This is a genomic window from Paenibacillus sp. JNUCC32 (assembly GCF_014863545.1).
In the GTDB taxonomy this organism is placed as follows: domain Bacteria; phylum Bacillota; class Bacilli; order Paenibacillales; family Paenibacillaceae; genus Paenibacillus_AQ; species Paenibacillus_AQ lautus_A.
This window is the reverse complement of record NZ_CP062260.1, coordinates 5,154,214-5,172,986: the sequence shown is the minus strand read 5'-3', so window position 1 is coordinate 5,172,986 and position 18,773 is coordinate 5,154,214. Positions and strand designations below refer to the sequence as shown.

Sequence of the window (18,773 nt, the reverse complement as noted above, 5' to 3'; positions counted from 1 at the left end):
AGAGGCCTTCTCCGTGTAGGAGAGGCCTCTTTTGTTGCCGCCATGCTGCTGTGCCGTTGTCCCGACTTTGCCAGCTCTTTATGGAAAGCAGAAACGATCTGACTGCGTGGAAAATAGCTATTGTGCTGCCGTCACCGTAATGTCGCCATATTGGCTTTGGTCTGCCTGCAGCTGCAGAATGTCCGTGAGGAAAGCGAGCGGAACATAGACGTGGCCGTCTTTCATTGCAGGAGACGCGCCTAGTGAGCGCGGAGCCATTTTACCCAAAGCGTACGCATCCTTGTTCAGCGTCACCGCGCTCCAGACGGCGCCTTTGGAGATTTCCGCGGTTTTGCTCTTGCCGTTCCACTTGACGTCGAATTGGAGCTGACGCAGCACGCGGGCCGCGGGAACCATCATCTTGCCGTTGTTATCCTTGTAGTAAGCGCCTGGCTTCAAGACGGCGGAAACGGGCTTTTCTTCGGGTGCTGTACCCGGCAGCTTCACGGCAAACTCCGGCGTTCCCGTGGATCCTGGGGCGATGCTGTATTTTTGGAATACGATGTAGGCTGTTCCGTCCGCGACATAGAAGGATTGCTCCGCGTCTATGCCTTGAAATCCGTCTTCGTTCGCGAAGTAATGGTCCTGATCCGCGGCAATCGCGGTTTTGACCGCCGTATCCACGATCGATTTGTAATTCTTCCCGAACAGGTCCTCCAGCGTCACGCGCTGGGCTTCGGCTTCGTTCGTGAAGTTATACGTATCCACGCGGGGATCGCCATTGTTCATTCCCATGCCTTCCGTGATGACCTTAAGGGATATCAGGTTGTCGTCCGTGCCATCCGATGTAAGCTCATAGGTGATCGTCAGCTGATAAGGGTGCATGGTATAGCCGTTCAGTTCCGCATTTGCCGCAGCCTCGGAGGCCTCCTTTTCCCATTTGGCGATATCCTTGGAAGCATGGGATTCGATGATGTCATTTAGCTGATCTTGGTACTTGGTATCAGCCAGACCCTGGAATACAGGAATCTTGATATCCGTTTCGAGCCATTTTTCCTTGGAGTGCAATGTTTTGAACGTTATCCGTTGCGGGGCAGCAGTCGAAGCCTTCACCTGATCGGTGCTCGCTGCAGTTTTGGTTTCGGCATGGACATGAGCGGATGGCAGACCCGAAGCGGAAATCATCAGGACGCCCGCTAATCCGGCAGCCGCGAGTGTTTTGGCCAGTGGGCTTGTATGCTTCATTGTTTTCATCGTGATTACCTCCAGGTTTAGGTTTGATATCTTTAAAGTGAGAAGACAGAAGCGTTTTGGAGAAGCGAAGCGGTCTCCTTGTCCTCCGGATTCCCACGGACTCCTAAAATTTCAACAGAAAATTCGGGGGCAACGGGGATCGGAAGAACGATCTGCACTCGTAGGTTGGTGATGAATGGCGGATCTATCGAATGTATTCGTTGCTGACGAGCTGATCCGCGATGGCCTCCGTAGGGATCGTAAATTCCACGACGCCCATATAGCCGGGAGCCACATCGTATTCGTTGAAGCTGATGACCAGTTTGCCATTCTTATCAATATAGAAATTGTGATCCTTGGCGATCGATTGGAATAGATCCTCCGGTATATCGGATTCGACGCCAGGCTGCTCTACCCAGTAGGTGATTTCGGGATTATCCTGCATCTGCCGGCGCATTTGCTCCTTGATATTGTCGCTGATGACTTGGATGTAGGAATCATCCTTGAACAGGCTTGGCAGCGTGATCACCAAATGGTTGATCTTGTCGATCGTATCGTATTGTCTGGACTCGGCGGAGCCACCGGCGGATTCTACGACGTAGCGGGAAAGCGTCAGCAGCTGTTCATTGTCGGTGATCACTTCATAACCGCTATCGAGGCTGAGATGCCCGCCGCCTTCATGATTTAGCTGGGCGACTTCGTCTTTGAAGTCCTCATACAGCTTCTTGTTCTCTTCCAGGTATTTGTTATTCAGCGTTTGCTCAAGCTCCGGATTGCCCAGGTTGGCAATGCCGGGCGTTTCGATATGCACTTCCGTGCTGCCGTCCTGCTCGGCATATTCGCGGATGGTCATCACCTTGACGATCTCGCCCAGAACGGGCACATCGGACATGGCCTTGGCGAATGCGGGACTTGCGTTCACGCCGGCAAACAGCAGTGCGCATGCAGCGGCCACGCCGGCGAGCCAGGGCAGGGCTCTATTTTTTGTTCGTCTGGCTGCAATGGCTTTGTTGACCACCGAGCTTAGTTCGTCGGGAATAGGAGTGCTCTCGTACTGCTCTTTCATCCTATTCAGCTTGTCATGCATTATCGTTGTGCCTCCTCTTGGTCTTCCTCGCTTAGGTTCACCCGCAGTCTCTGCAGTCCTTGGTATAGCCTCGTTTTCACCGTGCTGACATTCTCATGGAGCACCTCGGCAATTTCGTCAATCTTCATGTCTTCGAAAAACCGGAGAATAATGACGACCCGATACTTGTCAGGCAGATCCTCCAAGGACTGGGCCAGATCCAGATTCGGATAATGGTCATGACTGCCGGGTAAGATGAACTCCAGGTTCTCGTCGTCCATGACGCGGACTTTTTTCTGTTTTCGAATGAGATCCAGGGAGGTTGTGACAATAATTCGGAAAAACCAGCTTTTTAGTGAACCCGTCTGCTTCAGCTTTTCCATGGATAAAAATGCTTTGTGGATCGCGTCCTGAACGATATCGAGGGCATCCTCTTTATTTCTGACGTAGCTGTATGCCAGCCGGTAGGCGCTGTCCTGATTTTCGGTTATGCATTGGATAAGAAGCTTCTCAAGCTTCCGGCCGCCTCTCATGTAAATATGACACTCCTTTGGGCCCGCGCGGGTAACCATCAATTGCAATTGACTTACGGAAGCAAGACGTGCGAGTCTTTCAAAAAGTTTGATTCTGCGAAAAAAAATTTCTAAAGGCGTTTCTGTCTTCATATTCAACTTATCCTTCAACAATCGCAACAAGAAAAAGCCCCCAGTTTTCACTGGGGGCTTTTAGTCTCATCGTTATTCGCTCTCATATCTCTTGAGGATAATCGCCGAGTTATGTCCGCCGAAGCCGAAGGAATTGGACATGCCAATGCGAAGCTTGACGTTTCTGGCCTCGCTGGGCACATAGTCCAAATCGCAGGCTGGATCGGCATGTTCGAGATTGATCGTCGGCGGTATAACGCCTTCTTGCAGAGACTTCACAAGGGCAATGGCCTCTGCGCCGCCAGATGCGCCCAGCATATGCCCGGTCATCGATTTGTTGGCTGTTACCGGGATACGGTATGCCTCCTCGCCAAATACCTGCTTGATGGCCGCCGTCTCCGAACGGTCGCCGATGACCGTGCTGGTGGCATGGGCGCTGATGACATCCACGTCGGCCGGGGAGAGGTTCGCTTCGGACAGCGCCAGCTTCATCGCTCTTGCCGCGCCGCTGCCGTCTTCCGGCGTAGCGACCATATGATAGGCATCCGAGCTGGCACCGTAACCGATAACCTCGCCCAGTATGACGGCGCCTCTGCGCAAGGCATGGGAAAGCGACTCCAGGATGAGGATGCCGGCTCCTTCCGCCATGACGAATCCATCGCGGTCCGCATCGAACGGCCGGCTGGCACGGCCCGGTTCCTCGTTGCGGGAGGACAGGGCAGTGGCATTCGCGAAGCTGGCCAGCGAGATGTCGGTCAATGCGGCTTCGGATCCTCCCGCGATAATGACGTCGGACCGGCCGGCTTGGATGTTAAAGAAAGCCTCGCCGATCGCCGTATTGCCGATCGAACATGCCGTAACCGGTGCCAGCGTGGAGCCCAGCGCCTTGTATTTAATGCTGATGAGCGCGGCCGCCATATTGGGAATCATCATGGGTACCAGGGTAGGACTGACCCGCTCGGGACCCCGCGACGACAGCGTGCCGCTCTGATTCATCAGGGTTTGGATGCCGCCGATGCCGGAGCCTACGTAGACTCCCATGCGCTCATGATCGATCTGATCAAGATCAAGGCCCGACTGGCTGATCGCTTGATCCGCCGCAGCCAGCGCAAACTGGCAGAAGCGGTCCAACCGCCGGGCTTCCTTCGCACCGAACAGCGCGTTTGCGTCAAACCCCTTCACGGCTCCTGCTATTTGTACCTTTTGTCTTGATGTGTCCAAATTTTCTATATGTGCAATACCGGACTCTCCTCGTACAAGCCGGGACCAGAACGTATCAACATCATGGCCGAGCGGCGATATGACGCCCATACCGGTGATAACGACTCTTTCCATGGATGAACAGCCTCCTTAGGACTTTATAACTTGTCAATCTTAAGGTTATAATGTCACGTGTAGTATCCTATTACAAGATACCGTTTATCCTAGTATAAAAACTGCTATCCTTGTTGAAGGAAGGAGGATGATAGATGAATTCCCAGGTTAGGCTGCAAGCGTTGTCCGCTTTTTTGAAAGGGCAGCGTGCCAAAATCTCTCCCGAGTCCGTCGGGCTGCCGCCCGGTACCCGGAGGAGAACACCGGGCTTGCGCAGGGAGGAGGTCGCCCAGTTGGCCGGCGTCAGTACCACTTGGTACACCTGGCTCGAGCAGGGGCGCGACATCCAGGTGTCGTCATCCGTGCTGGACTGCGTCGCAAGTGCGCTGCAGTTGAACGCGGACGAGCGCAGATATCTGTACTCCCTGGCTCTGGAGAGCGGGGCGGAGCCGTATACGGTCAAACACGAAGCGGTGCAGATCAGCCCGTCCCTGCAAAAAATCATCACCGAGCTAAAATATTGTCCCGTCATGATATCCGATCGGAAGTGCAATATCGTGGGGTGGAACCGCGCGGCCGCGTACGTGTTCCTTGATTTTGACCGGATCCCGCCCGAGGAGCGGAACATGATCCGGCTGCTCTTTACCCGCAGGGAATTCCAGCGGCTGGCGGTGAACTGGGAGCAGTTTGCCAGCGGCTTCCTGTCGATGTTCCGAAGCTATTACGGTCAATATGTCGAGGATGAATGGTATGATCATTTTTTGGAGGAAATGAAGAACGGGCATCCGGATTTCAACCGCATGTGGGAGCAGAGCCAGGTCAGCTACGCCCCGGAGGTGCATCTGGAATTCCGGCATGCCAAGGCCGGGAAAATGGTATATGAGCTCACGTCGCTCAAAGTGTACGGAAATGATGACCTGCGGTGCAGCATCTATACGCCGGCTCCCGACACGACCACGGAAGCGAAGCTGCGGCAGCTGATGGAGGAGAAGTGAAGGGAGCGAGTGCACTCGCTGCGCCAGAGGTAACGGATGCTGGATACACTTGTTGCGCCGAAGTAATAGGGCTCCATGCCGTTTGCGCTTGGTGCTTGATGTGACGGATTGCGATACTGATGGTACTTGTTATGCCAGAAAGAATGGATTCCGTGCATTTTGCGCTTGCTGCACCAGTAATTCCTGACTCCGCGCCGGCACTTACTGTTCTTGAAGTAGCCAAACTACTTGTTGTTCCCGACTAATCGGACTCCAGTTCCGTTATTTGACGAGATTACGCCCTAATTACAACTTTATCGGACACAAGATCCTTTATTGGGCTCATCACCGGCATATTCATCGTATTTTGGAGCAAATAACGGACTCACAGTCCGGTTCGTGTTCCAGTATCATGGGTTTTGGCTTAATAGCGTATTCTGTGTCCGTTAATAGAAAACATCGCCCTGTCATAGAAGCTTCAAACGCGTAACAATGTAAATCTTCTCGTAGCTCGTCAACCCCGCATATAACAAAAGCCCCGTGTCTGCACACGGGGCTTTTTGCTACGCGCAATGATGTTGTTATAGAGCAACAACTGGAAGCCGTCTAGGCGTTCCACAGGCATTCCGCACTGTGCTCCAAGGGGGCGACTGTCCACAATCGCCTAACAGCTCGCTCCTTGACGCAGCGATTACGCCCAATCGCGCCGCAGCGTGAACAAATCCTTCAGCTCATCGGTAGACAGCTCGGTAATCCAGCCCTCGCTGCTTGCAATAACCTGATCGCTTAGCTGCTGCTTGCTCTCCAGCATCTCATCGATCCGCTCTTCGAGCGTTCCCATGGAGATGAATTTGTACACTTGGACGTCCTTGGTCTGTCCCATCCGATAGGCCCGGTCGGTTGCCTGATTCTCTACGGCAGGGTTCCACCAGCGGTCAAAGTGGAACACGTGATTCGCCGCGGTCAGATTCAGGCCGACGCCGCCGGCCTTGATCGAGAGAATCATGACATTCGGCTGCTCTTCGGGCGGCAGGGTCTGGGACTGGAACTGCTCGATCATGCGATCGCGCGTCCGCTTCGGCGTGCTGCCGTTCAAGTACAGCACCGGCTCACCCAGCTCCTGATGCAGCACCTGCCGCATCATCTCGCCCATGCCGATATACTGGGTGAAGATGAGGCAGCGTTCGCCCTCGTCCCGCAGTTCCTTCACCATGGACAGCAGCCGCTCCAGCTTGGCCGAACGGTTGACCACGGCCTCGGTGTCAAGCAAGCCGCCTCCCCCCGGCAGTTCCGGGAGCGGCTCCTTCGTCAGCAAAGCCGGATGGTCGCAGAGCTGCTTGAACTGCGTCAGAGCTGCCAGAATGGCGCCTTTGCGCTCGATGCCCTCGAGCTTTTGCATGCGTTCCAGGAGGCTGTTCACGGTCTGATCGTAAAGCGCGCCTTGCTCGGCCGTGAGATGGATATAGGTTTTCATCTCGTTCTTGTCCGGCAGGTCGAGCTGAATCGCCGGATCTTTTTTCTTGCGGCGGAGCATGAAGGGCTTGATCAGCTTCTGAAGATCGGCCGTGCGCTGCTCGTTCTTGTCTTTTTCGATGGCCTGTATAAAACGGAGATTGAATGCCCGCAGGCTGCCGAGATATCCAGGGTTGATGAAGTCATAGATGGACCACAGCTCGGACAGCCGGTTCTCAATCGGTGTGCCGGTCAGCGCAACGCGGTGCCTTGCCGGGAAGCTTCGCACGGCGGCGGATTGCTTGGTGTCGGCATTCTTGATGTTCTGGGCCTCGTCGATGCCGATCGTTTCCCATTTCATGTCTCTTAACATCTCTTGATCGAGCGTTGCCGTCGCATAGGAAGTAAGAATAATGTCCGCTTGGTAAGCTTCATGATAGAAATCCTCGCTGCTGCTGCGCTTCCCGCCGTAATGCAGCATGACCCGGAGCGATGGAGCGAACCGTTCAAGCTCCTTCTGCCAATTGCCAAGCACCGAGGTCGGACAGATCAGCAGGGAAGGGAGGCGTCTCTCTTCCCGCGCCATCGTCGTCTCCTTCACGTGCAGCAGGTAAGCGATAAATTGCACGGTTTTGCCAAGGCCCATGTCATCGGCAAGGCATGCACCGAGCCCGTATCGCCGCAAAAAGGCAAGCCAGGCAAAGCCGTCATGCTGGTACGACCGGAGCTCGGCTTTCAGACCGGCGGGGACAGGGAGGCTCGGCCATTCGCTTTGCCGGCCGAGTTGGCCGATGAGCTTCACGAGATGCTCGTTCAGCTCCACTTCCAGTTTGATCCGTTCCGGATCCCGCGTTTCTTCCGCATCCTGATGAACCTGCTCCGTCTCATCGCTGTTCCCGAGCAGATGCAAGTGCAGAATATCCTGAAACGACAGGCCTTCCTCACGGTCTACGCCCGCCATCATCTGGCGGATTTGGGCGACCAGAGCGGGATCCAGCGGAATCCACTGGCCCCGGAACCGAACCAGTCGTTCGTTCCGGGCAACAAGCTCGGCGAATTCCGCTTCGGAAAGGGTAGCTTCGCCGATGGCGATGCGCCAATCGAAATTGACCAGCGCATCCAAGCCGAACAGGGACCCGCCGCTGCTTCGTTCCGCGCTCTCGCCTTCGCCGGAGCGGACTTTCGCCCGCAGCTTGGGCTTCTTCCTGCTGGCGGCTTCCCACCAAGCCGGAAGCAGCACCAGCCAGCCGGACTGGAGCAGCCGCTGGCTGTCGACGGTCAGGAACTGCCACGCGGCCTCGTCGGACAGCGGGGCGCCTAGCATGTCTTCAGCCGGAGCGTGAAGCACCCGGGCCGGCAGGGCTGCCCGCAAACCTTGGAGCCAGCCGGAGGCCCGCTCCTTGATATGGGCGGTCCATGCCTCCGGCCACGATCCGTATGCCTGCCCGTCTTCGGCCAGACGAACGGCTGCAAGCGCCGCTGCGTCCAGCTTGTCCTGCAATACGAGCCGAAGACGCCACTCGGCTTCTTCTTCGTCCGGCTCCAGCAATTGCAGCAGGGGCCGGAACGGAGCGGTATCCGGCCGCCATCCGATGGCGATCAGCCAGGACTTGTCATCCATCCCTTCGGCAGCGGTACGACTCGGCGAGAACAGCAGGGGATACTCCCTGCGCAGGTCAGCCGCGGCTTCTTCGCTGCCGTACCACTGTTCTTGAACGGCGGCGGAGAACGCGGCGCGCAAGCCTTCATTCCATATCTCGTCTTCATTCAAGACGGAGAGGCGGGCCTGCTCTTCGGCTGAGAAAGCCTCCGCATCCCAGATCCATTGCAGCTTGCCCGACTTGAAGGCGCGCAAGCTGGGTGCGTATTGCTTATCCTGAATGCAGGCTGCCAGCGAAGGCGCAAGTTCAATGAAGGGAAGGCAATCCTCGTCCCAAACCCATTCGATATGTTCGAGCAGCCGGCCGTCCGCAAAGAACGGTATGACTTGCTCGGAAGGCAAGATGATGACTTCCATATCCTGAACGGATTGGACGATAAGCTCCGTTCCGTAGAAGGAGGCTTCATGCCAAGCGAATAAACGGTGCTTCAGGTATTGTCCGGATACGTAACCCCGCATGACGGTAGAGCCGTAGATCACGGCATCTCCGTATTCGCTTAATGCCATATGGACCGTGATGGTTTCCGTGTATCTGCTCATGATATCAGCTTTCCTCTCCGAAGCTCTTCCTGGAATGCGCGAAGCCGGCTGTTGCGTACGGACAAGGAAATAATGAACAGATCCCAGCGCCCCTGCTGTTTGAGCTTTTTATATAACTTAGCCAGCCGTTTGAGCAGCTTGACGGCTGCTTTATAGCCGGCCCGGTTCTTATGAAGGATGTATCGCTCGACGGCCTGATGATAAAAAGGCAGCAGCAGCTCGGGCGCGTTCTTCTCAATCGGCGCGAGCTCGCTGACTCGGAGCTCCAGCGGCTCCCGGCCTGTGCTTAATTGATAGTCGATCCATTCCCGCCATCTGCCGTGCGTGATCAAGGCATTCTGATAGATGTCCTTCGAATAAGGGAGCATGTCGGCAAGACTGCTCCACATCCGTTCCGCTTCCCCGGGCAGGTGCTCTATGACGGCATCCCAGTAGAATTGATAGCTGCTGAGGTGCTCGTTGCGGTGACTGCCAAGCAGCGGGCCGATCTCCGGGAGCCAGCGCGCCAAGCGGTCCCAGTCTTGTCCCGAATGCAGCATGTCGAAGAAGCCCAGGACGGAAGCCGGGGGCAGGCTGCTGACCTTGTCCGCTGCCCTGATCAGGTCCCAGGACGATTCGTCTTCTCCGAGATAGAAGGACATGAAGCTCTGCGCCATATACCATGAGGCGCGCGAAAGGCTGCTGCCGAGTTCCGATTCGGCTGCCTGCAGCTGCTCCAATTCCTCCTTGATCAAGCCGTCGTTTTTTTTCGCCAACGGATGAATCCAGTACCTCCAGAGCTGCATATAGACCTGGGCGTAAAATTTACGGTTCCGCGGTTCGCTTAGCATGCTCCGCCGGACAAACGAAATCGTCTCGGTCAGCCGCTGTCCGAATGCCTCTTCGGGCTCGTTGCCCTCCAGCCCTTCATGAAGGATTCGCTCGATTCTGGCCAGGATATGATCCGCCGCCACCTGCGTATGATAGCCGATGTAAGAGCCTGAGGCATTCCAAGCGCTGGCTGGCTGCTTGACCAGCTTCTCGAGAATGAAGAGATGGGCATGGAGCTCGTATAACGGATCCATATCCGGCGGCAGCGGCGGTTTAATGTGATGGAGGGAAGCCAGCGCGTTTTTGGCGTAAAACGAATTCTGCGTATTAGCTCCCAGCGAAGCCGTGCAAACCTCGAACAGCTCATGCCATGCGGAGATCGGTAGCTCGGGCAAATGGTCGGCCTTGACTCTCCATTTCGAAACTCCGGCAGGCGGCCGTTCATGGCCTTGGCTCAAGCCGGAATCGCTTCGGTCATACGAGGAAGATGCGGCATACGTAGTCGAATGCGCATTAACCAAAGCATGGATGGATCGGCCCTGAAGCTGGGCATAGTCAAGCAGAACGGCCACCATATGCTTGCAGCCCTCGTTAACGGGACAGCTGCATTCGCTGTCGCTCAGGGAATGCAGCTGAAGCCTGATGCGGTAGGTTTCCGTTCCATCCACGGAAGCCTCGATCACACCGGACGGATCCGCCTTTTCGCTTGCGTGGACACGGCCCTGCTTATAATATTGAAATCCCCGTTTAATGGTCAAATCGCTGAAATAACCGGCAGTTTGCTGAATGAGCGTTTGCCACTGCAGATCATCTAAAGTTAGGTTTGGGTTCATCATCGTACAGTCTCCTAAGAGAAATAATTCTAAGTATCCATTTAATCTATCATATTCCCCTAGATGAAGAAACCAGCCGGAGCAGCTTCGCGCTGGAAAAGCCCGGCAGCAGGCTGCACGGACTTTTCGGCGTAGAGCGTTCGATCAGGACTCCTCATATTGAACGATGAAACGGCCGATCTGATCGCATTCCTCGGCGAACCATACCTCGCCGCCGGAATCCACGGTAATGCCGTGAGGCTCGGCTGAGGGGGTGGGGATCGGGTACTCGGTAATGTCCCCGGTACATGTCATTCGTCCGATCCGGTTGGCTCCCCACTCCGTAAACCATAAATCTTCGCGAGCTCCCGCCGCGATGGCATGGGGTCTGGCATTCCCGGACGGGAGCTTGAATTCCGTAATCTCCCCGGCCGTCGTGATCCGTCCGATTTGATTGCCGTTGATTTGAACGAACCACAGGGCGCCATCGGCACCTGCCGTGATGCCGACAGGCCCTGATTGCTCGGTTGGAATCCGGTACTCGGCGATCTCCCCGTCTACCGTAATCCGGCCGATGCAGTTGTTTTGGTTTTCCGTAAACCACAGCGCGCCGTCCGGACCGGCCGTGATATAGGAAGGGTACGAGCCTGCGCGCGGCAAGTCGTATTCCGTGATTGTCCCTTCTATTGTCATCCGTCCGATTTTATTCGCTTTGTACTCCGTGAACCAGAGGTCCCCGTTAGGGGCAGAGAGGATGGACATGACCCCCGCATCCGGTGTCGGGACATCGAAAGTACGCATATCCCCTCCCTTGGTGATTCGTCCGATCCGGTTTCCTTTTTGCTCCGTGAACCAGATGGCCCCGTCTCGTCCTGCCGCAATGCCATAAGGTCCCGACTCCCGGTTCGCTATCTTGTACTCCTGTATCGTGATCTGCATGCGAACATGCCTCCTTGTAGAAGTTGTTAGGATGCTTAAAGCGGATTCTTCATTTGATTGAGCGTGTTCAAATCTCGCGTTCGGCTTTCCCGGAATGGAGAAGGCTCCCCCTTGGATGCTTAGATGAGTTCCTGTCATCGATAATCTCTAGCCTCTCAATTGGTGTTGATAAAATAGAAAAACCCCCCACTCCGAGATTTCGGAATAGGAGGCGAATACGAACAAAGAAGATGCGGACTCTACATGGAGAAGTCTCAAACATCCACCCGTCACATATAAAAAAAGCCGCACGAATCCTATCCCGAAAACCTCGTATCGTGAAATCGAAGTGTTTTCCAAATGCTTGGGACAGGATTAGTAGATCATTGGCTTTGGGTTCACCCTTTCATTTCTGGTTGCCTAGACTTTACCATAGGATATTCCGTGGTTTCAACCTCGGTTTATCCGAAGTTTGCCTTTACAACCGTCGGTTGCGCTTCTCGTCGATGTAGAGTTCAAGCGCGGTTATGGCCCGGATCATCAATTTGATGAGGAGATACAAAGCATATAAACCGAGAAGTGCGAATAGCCCGTATACGATAATGCTGAGCATGGAAAACATGCCGAAAAAGGATATCCCCTGGTTCAAGGAGCTCACCTCCCTTCAAGGTACTGTTTTACGAATCATATCGAAGATTCCAGCTGTCGTATCCTTAAGACCAGGCGATGGCTTAACTCCCCGCTTATGCTCGGAGCTCGGATACAGGTGAGTTCGTGCCCGATCCATGACATACTGATCGTTGGTATCCCGAATGAATGCCATTAACCTTGAATTAAATATGTTCCATAATATAACAATCATTTCTGATTCTAACATATCATCTGGAATGTGGTCATGAATTTAAGTTTAAAAGCGGCAATTTTTACTGATGATGATCGAAAAAAATCGAAATCGAAATAGAGACGTTTTTCGTCATTTTTCATGGATATGCACGAACCAATTGCGTTCACCTTGCGTCTTAGTTATAGATGCATTGCTGAATATTACAAGCCAAGGAGATTAGCGAACATGATAACCCGGAAATGGACAAAAATGGCTGCAAGCGGCGCTATAGCGGCCGCAATGCTGTTAAGTACGGCGGTACAGGCCCAGGCCGCGCACAAGAAGGACTTGGAATTTTTAAACGTCAATCATTATGTAATGACGCCGGATGTCAAACCCGTCATCGTGAACGGCACAGTGCTGGTCCCCCTGAACACGGTCAAGGAATACTTGAAGCCTATGGGGCTCCGCTGGGATAACAAGAATAAGACGCTAACCGTCAACACGGGCACCGATCAAGTCACCCTGAAAATGGGAAGCGACGTTGCCGAGGGAAAAGAGAAGACCTACGCCCTGTCCGTTCCCGCGCAGCTTATGGATGGTCGCGTCATGGCTCCCGCCCGATTCATGACGGAGCTGTACGATGCTGAAGTCCGCTTGGATACGAAGGATGGCATGGTTTACATTTATACGCCGGAGGTTGACCTGTTGACGGCGGAGGAGAACAGCAATGTGAAGCTGTATCCGGTCAGCGCATCGAAATATGGCAGATATGAAGGCATGGTGGTCGAGGTAGAAGGCAGGAAGCGGGTCTTTAAGGACTGGCATGGAGGAGAGGCTACGCGTAAACCGGTCATTCATTACCAGGATGTCACAGGCGATGGAAAGCCGGACGTTGTTGTGTTCTACGTGGACGGGACGGGCACCGGTCTGTACGCGGGGGAGATGCATGTAGTGGATGCCGGTTCTCTGGAGGAAATCCCGATCGAATCGCTGGAGCAGGCCGTATCGAGCCATGTGAAATCCAGCATCGAGAAGGAAGCGGATCACTTTACGGTTAAGGTTACGGTTGACGGAAAGGAAAGCGTCCAGAAGTTCAAGGACGATTCCAAAGATAAAAGCTATCTATTTGATAAGCTTGGCTTCGGAGCCGTTGTCAGACATCGTTTGGCGGAAGGACGGCTTCTTACGGAAGCGGCAGGAAGCATGAGCCCGGCCGGTTTTGCCGGGGATCTCCGAATAACATACCGATTTAATGAAGAGCTGAACCGGTTTGAGGTGGATGACATGGAATATCGTCGCTTGGAAGAGCGAGGGCAATAACGGTTTTTCATTATAAAGCTTTAGGACTACACATAAACGCATGTTGGCGGGATGTGATCAACATGGGTTAGAAGCGGAAGGTTTCGGTCGAATGATGTGAATTCCGAATGTGAGGGCGCTGCGGCGCCCTTTTTGTGCTGTGCTTTTATAGATTTCAACGCCGTTTTCATCTCCGTAGCCGATCGCCGAAATGGGGCGTATACCATATGCTTCAAGAAGATTTCATCCCTCCTCATAGGACTTTATTACCATTTACTTGAGTCTTAAGATTCCTCTAAGATAGTTAATAAACCTGACACATTTTAGCGAAGAATGGAGATTGATTTTGAAGTAAACGCATTCAATGTTAAGTAATATAACAAGCCCATACCATGGGGACTTTGAACGGGGTGTATGTATGCAGCAATGGCTTGGGAAATCGCTAAAGCATAAATTGTCGTTGCTTATCATTATCGCTACGCTGGTGCCGCTGCTGTTTCTGGGTATTTTCTCTTTTAACATAGCCAAAAGCCTGACCGAAGAGAAGGCCAAAATTACGGGGATGAATACGCTCCGCCAACTGGAAGCTTACCTGGATACGATGGTCAAGGACGTGGAGAATATCTCGCTGTTTCTCATCGGGCATACCGGTGTTCAGGCCTATCTGAAGACCGAGCAGAGCAACTACGTTCAGCAGACGACGGTTATTAATTTTTTGACGAACCTGGCCTTTTCCAAAGATTATATCGCCAACATCATCGTTGAACCGCTCGGCAGCAAAGATGCGATTTCGCATAAATCTTTGGTACGCTCCGAGTTCCGGAATATTACCGAAACGGTTCCCGATTATTACGAACACCATCCCAAATGGTGGTCATTCGTTCACCGGCAGTGGACCTTTGAAGGCGTCAGGAAGGTCATCACGCTGGCCAGGCCGATTCGGAGCACGGATAAATACAAGCCGATCGGGAACCTGCAGATCAATCTGGATCAGGGCGTCATTGCCAATCAGTTCCGGCAAGCCGTCCTGGAGAAGACCGGATTCGTCCTTCTTCTTGACGAGAATAACCGGATTATCGCCGGTCCGCCGGATATGGAGACCAATTTGACGCTGGCGGATTATTATCCTGCGATTGGAGAGTTCGAGGGGCTTAGCGGCAATATTGACTATGGCGAGGGAAGCAGCAAGAAGACCATTCTCTATAAGAAAATGTCCAGCGTGAACTGGAAGCTCGTCGGCATCATTCCCTCGCAGGAATACCGTTCCCAGAACCAGTATTTCATCAAATTGACGGCGGTTGCGGTCACGGTGGCTATCCTGCTCGCCATTGTGCTGGTTCTTTTCCTGATCCAGAAGATTACGAATCCTCTGTCCGTCTTGACGAAATTCCTCAAGAACTCAAGCCCGGAAGAGCCGCTGCCGGCGCTGCCGGTCAAGACGGTCGACGAGGTCGGGCAGCTGATTATCAGTTATAACCGGCTCAGCTCCCGGATCGTGAAGCTTACCGATGAAGTGAAGCTGAACGAGTCGCTGAAGAAGGAGGCGGATATGCATGCGCTGCAGGTGCAGATCAATCCGCATTTCCTCTACAATACGCTGTCATCGATCCATTGGCTGGCGCTGATGAACCAGGATGTGAAGATTGCCGAGATGGTGGGGTCGCTCAGCGATTTTCTGAGGTTCAGCCTCAACAACGGGCAGGAATACTGCACGATACAGCAGGAGATCATGCATGTCCGCCATTACGTGAATATCCAAACCATCCGTTATCCGGAAAAATTCGAGTTTAAGGATCATGTGGAAGAGGATCTGTATCAGCACACCATGCTGAAGCTGCTGCTGCAGCCGTTGGTGGAGAATTCCATGCTGCATGGCATCCTGAGCCGTGACGGGATAGGGACGATTACGATTCGCGGACACCGCGAACCCGAAGGGATCCGCTTCGTGGTGGAGGATGACGGCATCGGGATGACGGCGGAGCGCCTGAAATGGCTCCAGGAGCAGCTGGTCGAAAATCCGCTGCAGTACGAGAAGGGACAAACCCCGCGCGGCAGCTACGGGCTGCGGAACGTCCATAAGCGGCTGCTCCTTCATTACGGGAAGGATGCGGGGCTGCGTGTGGAGAGCACCGAGGGTGCTGGGACGCGGGTGATGTTTACGATACCTGATTTACCTGAAATTCAACAATCGGAAATATCCGGCAAAGGGGATGGCGACATTGAAGGTCATGATCGTTGATGATGAAGTGATCATTCGAAATGGTTTGAGTACCGTGATCAATTGGGCGGATAACGGCTTTACGGTGCTGACGCCCGCGGCTTCGGCGGAGGAAGCCCTTCAGCGTATTCCCGTTGAAATGCCCGAAATCATATTTACGGACATACGCATGACAGGCCTGAGCGGATTGGACATGGCGCATCAAGTCAAGCAGCAGCATCCCGAGATCGAGATCATCGTCATCTCGGGATACGATGAATTCGCGTATGCGCAGCAGGCGATGCGGGAAGGCGTGAGCGATTACCTGCTGAAGACGAGCAGGCCCGGGGAAATTATCGAGGCTGCTGTCCAAGCCAGGGAACGGCTGCTGCAGCGCAGGCTTACACAAGCGAAGGGGAAGGCCCAGGAAATGGTGGTCAACCGGGGTTTTCTGCGAAGGCTGCTTGCTTCCGGCACTCCGCTGGATGAGTATGCCGAGGCCGAATTGTGTGAGCGATACCCGGAGCTGTGTTTGGAATCGAACGGTTCGGTGCTGCAGATCTGGATGCTGTCGGTATATCCGCTGCATCCAGAAGAGGCGGAGCAATCGAACGTTAGCGAGCTGCATCGATTAATCGGCACGGAGCTGGCCGAAGTGCTGCAATGCGCGTGGCTGGAATGGAACGGCTCCCTGCTTCTGTTGGTGCGGGCAGAGCCGAATCATGGCTGGGGGCGGGTAGATTCCGCTCTGCATAAGATGGAATCCACGCATGCCTGCCGCATCACGGCTGCCAGCGGCCGCCGGGTCGCAAGCGCCAGGGAGCTGCACATTGCGCTGGCTACCGCGGTAGAGGCCAGCTCCTACGAGTGGCTGCTGCAATCGGAACGGCATATCCGTTATGAAGATATCGAAGGACGTACAGGCATCCGCACGGTATGTTCGATGGAAGAAGAGACCAAGCTGTCATCCCTGCTGCGTTCGGGGGAATCCGCCGACTTGCAGGCATGGGTGGCGGATCTGCTGCGGCGTATCCAAAGCCAGGGCCAGGCAACGCCCGGCTCGGTTCAGGCTTACCTGCATTCCCTGATCGTTTCGGCACAGCGCTGGCTCATACGGGCTGCGACGTCTATCGGCTATACCAGTCCGGTGAAAGTGGAAGAGACGTACGATATCCGCGAGTTGACCAAGAATCCGGAGAAGGTGCTGGTCGATTCGCTCGGTCTCATCATGAAGGAGTACCGTGATATGGTGTCGACGACAAGTCCCGTCCAGCGAGCGATCTCCTTCATTCATGAGCACCTGGGACAGAGCTTGTCTCTCCAACAAGTAGCCAAGCATGTTCATATGAACCCCAACTATTTCAGCGAAATGTTCAAGAAGGAGACCGGACAGAATTACATCGAATTCGTAACCCAGGCGAAGCTTCGGAAAGCGATGCACCTGCTGCGGGAAACGCCGGCCAAAATCAGTGAAATCGCGAATGAAATCGGCTACGAGGATATCAAATATTTTAACCGCCTGTTCAAAAAGTGGACCGGACTGACCCCTTCGGAGTATCGGACAAATCCCGAATCCTGAATTTTGTCCCTCTATGGACTGAATTATATCCCCTATGTAAGCGTTACATCCTCTTTTATACTTGGGCTAATCATCTTGAAGCTTCATCATTTTCGTATATTAAAAGGGGGATTGACCATGAGACCAAAACGTAAAATAGGTCTTGTACTGCTGATGATGACACTGGTTCTTGCAGCTTGCGGAGGCGGGCAAAGCAAAGAGCAGGCCGGAGGGAACGAAGGCGATCAAGAAAAGGTCAAGCTGACCATCTGGCATAACTTTGCCGGTGACGACCTGCGCGCGAAATCAGTCCGAAGTTTTATCGATCAATTTGCTCAGGACCATCCTGAAGTTACGCTCGACGCGCAAGCGATTCCGCCGGACGGTTACCGTCAGCGTCTGAGCACCGTTGCGGCTGCGAATGAAATGCCGGACGTGTTCTTCGTTTATGCGGGAAGTCAGTCGGCCGAGCTTCATCAAGCGAAGCTGCTTCAACCGATCACGGAAGTGTTGGACGCCCATTCCGATTGGAAGGACAAATTCCTGCCGGGCGCATTTGATCCATACGAGTTCGAGGACGGCCAGATTTACTCCGCTCCACTGGGCATGTCCGCAACATCGATTCTCTACTACAACAAAGCGTTGTTTGACAAACATAACGTAAAAGTTCCGACGACTTGGGAAGAAATGATGGCGGCGGTTAAAACGTTCAACGATAACGGCATTACGCCGATCGCCCTCGGAAACAAAGCGCCGTGGGTTGCGCAATCCACCATTATCGGATCGATTGCCGACCGCGTGACCGGCACCGAATGGTTCAAAAAAGCGGCAGCACAGGATGGCGCGAAATTCACCGATCCTGAGTTTATCGAAGCACTTGGCTATTTCAAAGAGCTCGTCGACAACAAAGCATTCCAAGAAGGTGCCAACAGCATCGACAACACGCAAGCCGAGCAGTATTTCATCCAAGGCAATGCAGCGATGATGATCAGCGGCGCGTGGACGCTCACCAACTTGGCGGCTTCTTCCTCCGAAGAGCAGATGAAGGATATTGAAGTGACGACTCTGCCTGCGATCCCTGGAGGCAAAGGCGAAGCTAACACCATCTCCGGCGGAGCTGGCGGCGGTCTGGCCCTTAGCAGCAGAACGGAAGGGAAAGCGAAAGAATTGGCGCTCGAACTGATTTATGCCGTGAGTGGACCGGAAGCGCAAAAAGCGATTGCCGAGAGCAATTCCATGGTCATGTACGATACCGAAATCGATGAGTCGAAAGTTACTTCCTTGTACTACAAAGCCTTTAACCTGGTGAAATCCACAGGCATTACGCCGGTATACGATGCTTATCTGTCTGCAGAAGCGGCTGAAGTCATCAACAACGGCCTGCAGGAAATCATGATGGGCGGTGCCGTCGAAGGCGTGGCCCAGAAGCTGCAGGATGCGCAAGCCCGATCCGCTACTCCATAAGAATAGATTACCCGCTGCATAAGGATT

13 protein-coding genes are annotated in these 18,773 nt (G+C 53.9%); 5 read left to right on the top strand and 8 right to left on the bottom strand.

All coding sequences use genetic code 11. The features are described 5' to 3' along the window. Window positions 1-117: 117 nt before the first annotated feature. From JNUCC32_RS22915 to fabF, 4 genes are all read right to left on the bottom strand, one after another. Window positions 118-1,233 carry a stalk domain-containing protein gene (locus JNUCC32_RS22915; protein ID WP_192569944.1) on the bottom strand — a complete coding sequence of 372 codons (1,116 nt, stop codon included), beginning with the start codon at window positions 1,231-1,233 and terminating at the stop codon, window positions 118-120. A gap of 184 nt (window positions 1,234-1,417) precedes the next feature. After that, window positions 1,418-2,299, bottom strand: a complete 882-nt coding sequence (locus tag JNUCC32_RS22910; protein ID WP_192569943.1) for an anti-sigma-V factor RsiV — start codon at window positions 2,297-2,299, stop codon at window positions 1,418-1,420. Continuing rightward, window positions 2,299-2,811 (bottom strand): RNA polymerase sigma factor SigV, encoded by a 513-nt coding sequence (locus JNUCC32_RS22905; RefSeq protein ID WP_012818661.1) that lies wholly within the window; start codon window positions 2,809-2,811, stop codon window positions 2,299-2,301. Before JNUCC32_RS22905 ends, JNUCC32_RS22910 begins: the two co-directional genes overlap by 1 nt. Before the next feature lie 204 nt (window positions 2,812-3,015). Next, entirely contained in the window at window positions 3,016-4,257 is a 1,242-nt protein-coding gene (gene fabF / locus JNUCC32_RS22900; RefSeq protein ID WP_192569942.1) for a beta-ketoacyl-ACP synthase II, read from the bottom strand. Between the two features lie 134 nt (window positions 4,258-4,391). Between fabF and JNUCC32_RS22895 the strand changes: the two genes are divergently transcribed. After that, window positions 4,392-5,231 (top strand): helix-turn-helix transcriptional regulator, encoded by an 840-nt coding sequence (locus tag JNUCC32_RS22895; protein WP_012818663.1) that lies wholly within the window; start codon window positions 4,392-4,394, stop codon window positions 5,229-5,231. Between the two features lie 670 nt (window positions 5,232-5,901). Here JNUCC32_RS22895 and JNUCC32_RS22890 read toward each other — a convergent pair. The 4 genes from JNUCC32_RS22890 to JNUCC32_RS22875 form a co-directional block, all read right to left on the bottom strand. Continuing rightward, window positions 5,902-8,862 carry a DEAD/DEAH box helicase gene (locus tag JNUCC32_RS22890; RefSeq protein WP_192569941.1) on the bottom strand — a complete coding sequence of 987 codons (2,961 nt, stop codon included), beginning with the start codon at window positions 8,860-8,862 and terminating at the stop codon, window positions 5,902-5,904. Continuing rightward, window positions 8,859-10,508: an SWIM zinc finger family protein gene (locus JNUCC32_RS22885; RefSeq protein WP_192569940.1), complete on the bottom strand. Its 1,650-nt coding sequence runs from the start codon at window positions 10,506-10,508 to the stop codon at window positions 8,859-8,861. The genes JNUCC32_RS22890 and JNUCC32_RS22885 overlap by 4 nt, the downstream gene beginning before the upstream one ends. 141 nt (window positions 10,509-10,649) lie before the next feature. Beyond that, entirely contained in the window at window positions 10,650-11,423 is a 774-nt protein-coding gene (locus JNUCC32_RS22880; RefSeq protein WP_192569939.1) for a Vgb family protein, read from the bottom strand. A gap of 457 nt (window positions 11,424-11,880) precedes the next feature. Next, window positions 11,881-12,060 (bottom strand): hypothetical protein, encoded by a 180-nt coding sequence (locus tag JNUCC32_RS22875; protein ID WP_228468805.1) that lies wholly within the window; start codon window positions 12,058-12,060, stop codon window positions 11,881-11,883. Between the two features lie 411 nt (window positions 12,061-12,471). Here JNUCC32_RS22875 and JNUCC32_RS22870 point away from each other — a divergent pair, with 411 nt between their 5' ends. The 4 genes from JNUCC32_RS22870 to JNUCC32_RS22855 all read left to right on the top strand — a co-directional run bounded on the left by JNUCC32_RS22870 (window position 12,472) and on the right by JNUCC32_RS22855 (window position 18,746). Further along, window positions 12,472-13,548, top strand: coding sequence for a copper amine oxidase N-terminal domain-containing protein (locus JNUCC32_RS22870; RefSeq protein ID WP_192569938.1), 1,077 nt, complete (start codon window positions 12,472-12,474; stop codon window positions 13,546-13,548). A gap of 397 nt (window positions 13,549-13,945) precedes the next feature. Continuing rightward, window positions 13,946-15,766 (top strand): cache domain-containing sensor histidine kinase, encoded by a 1,821-nt coding sequence (locus JNUCC32_RS22865; RefSeq protein ID WP_192569937.1) that lies wholly within the window; start codon window positions 13,946-13,948, stop codon window positions 15,764-15,766. Beyond that, on the top strand, window positions 15,756-17,303 hold the full coding sequence (locus JNUCC32_RS22860) for a response regulator transcription factor (RefSeq protein ID WP_228469017.1): 1,548 nt from the start codon (window positions 15,756-15,758) through the stop codon (window positions 17,301-17,303). The genes JNUCC32_RS22865 and JNUCC32_RS22860 overlap by 11 nt, the downstream gene beginning before the upstream one ends. A 117-nt stretch (window positions 17,304-17,420) precedes the next feature. Continuing rightward, a complete protein-coding gene (locus JNUCC32_RS22855; RefSeq protein WP_009595478.1) occupies window positions 17,421-18,746 on the top strand; it encodes an extracellular solute-binding protein in 1,326 nt (441 codons plus the stop codon). The last annotated feature ends 27 nt before the right edge of the window (window positions 18,747-18,773 follow it).